Raw genomic sequence first — 1,477 nt, 5'->3', positions numbered from 1 at the left:
CATATCTTTGGTGACATGCAGACGGCACTTACCGGCCCAGAAGATGTAGATGTCTTCAGCTCCATCCTCCAACGCGGTCTGGATCTCGCGGATTATTTCACTTTCCGGTGCGGGCGGAGACGGCGTGTTGGTTCGATCAAGCTGCATCTCGCCGCGAACCCAGCTTTCGCGCTGGGCCTGCCACATGGCCTGCTGCTCTTCAGGCGTCATAGCCTCAAGCTTTTCCTTGGCCGCCTCGATCAGCTTCATCAGCGCGGCCGATGTCTTCAGGTCGGACGGCATGCCACCGTGAACGTGGGCTGACGTTTTCTGCGCAGGCGGTGGGTCGAATGTTCCGAACTCATCCCAGTGGAAGATGCGCTCGACTGTCTTGAAAATTCTGCGGATCATGCCGCGCACTCCTCATTCTCAGCCGCGCCGCAAAGGGTGCGGCGGCGTGGGGTTTCGAACATGTCGGTTTGGCTGAATGCGTATTCGCGTATCTCCGACCATGGGTGTTTCAGGAATGTTCCGAAGCCGAGCGCTTCCATGCGTTCGGGAAAATCGTCATCTGGATCTTCGCGCATTTGGCGAGCGAGCTGGGCGAGGCCGAACTGGAAGCAGAGCAGGCAATTACTATCGACGCCTTCCGGCAGGTCGAACGGCTGAGCCTTCCAGAATTTTAGAACCATCGGTTTCGTGACGCCGGCGGCAACGAGCGGCATCCAAATCTTCTCGCGCGGCTGATCCGCCTGCTCGTGGCGGTGAGGCTCATCGGCGCGAATACCAAGCGTCTTGGTCCACCGCGTCCAACCGCAAGCGACCAGCAGTCTCCGGGCAGCGCGCACCTTCAGCTGTTCTGTGCAGATGCGCTTGCGCCCGTTTGGCGTATAGCGCTTATGTTTGATCATTGCCTCGAATGGCTCGCCGTCCCGCGCAGCGCTGTTGTGGTTGACGATCTCGAACCACGGCGCGTCGGGTAGGTACTGCACCCACGTGATCGGAACCGACCATCGCTGGCCCATTTGCTGGACAAAATCGAGCGTGCGCGGATCCTCGCGGCCGGTATTGGCAAACACGACCTTCACTCGCTCAGGCAGCTCACCAGTTGCTTCCAGGAGCTGGTGCAAAAGGTAAGCGGATGTTCGGCCGCCACTGAGAGTGACGTGAACATTGCCGTCCGGCAGCATGAAGGGGGATGCCGTCATTCGGCCGAGCCCTCCGATGCTGCGGCACGGCGCATGTAGTCCGCCAACTGCTCAATGGTGATCAAAGCATGATCCGGGTATTCTTCAGGCGACGTGATGTCTGGGGTCTCGCAAAGCTCCTGCCATGCCTCCTCCGGCGTTAGTCCGGCATCCTCCTGCAGAACCTTCATGACGGCATCTGTCTGCCATGTCGTCAGGTCGCGGTCGCCTTTGAAGCCTTCGGATGCGCCGGGATCGAAAATGGCAAACATGACCCGCTTGCGCAGTTCGAACGGCGACCGCACACGATC

Annotated in this window: 3 protein-coding genes; all 3 read right to left on the bottom strand. The window is 59.7% G+C overall.

Annotated elements, in window-relative coordinates:
* On the bottom strand, nt 1–390 hold a 390-nt coding region (locus ASD32_RS20465; protein WP_156383270.1), incomplete at its 3' end, for a hypothetical protein.
* Nucleotides 387–1,187 carry a phosphoadenosine phosphosulfate reductase family protein gene (locus ASD32_RS20460; RefSeq protein WP_060639910.1) on the bottom strand — a complete coding sequence of 267 codons (801 nt, stop codon included), beginning with the start codon at nt 1,185–1,187 and terminating at the stop codon, nt 387–389. The genes ASD32_RS20460 and ASD32_RS20465, both read right to left, overlap by 4 nt.
* A partial coding sequence (locus tag ASD32_RS30100) for a hypothetical protein (RefSeq protein ID WP_162252691.1) occupies nt 1,184–1,477 on the bottom strand: 294 nt, incomplete at its 5' end. The genes ASD32_RS20460 and ASD32_RS30100, both read right to left, overlap by 4 nt.

It is taken from the genome of Rhizobium sp. Root483D2, from assembly GCF_001426685.1.
GTDB lineage: Bacteria > Pseudomonadota > Alphaproteobacteria > Rhizobiales > Rhizobiaceae > Pararhizobium > Pararhizobium qamdonense.
The sequence above is the reverse complement of the archived record's forward strand: the minus strand, read 5'-3'. Positions and strand labels throughout refer to the sequence as shown.

Coding starts and splice junctions, on each gene's coding strand:
- ASD32_RS20460 (WP_060639910.1), bottom strand. CDS start 1,187: ATGACGGCATCCCCCTTCATGCTGCCGGACGGCAATGTTCACGTCACT.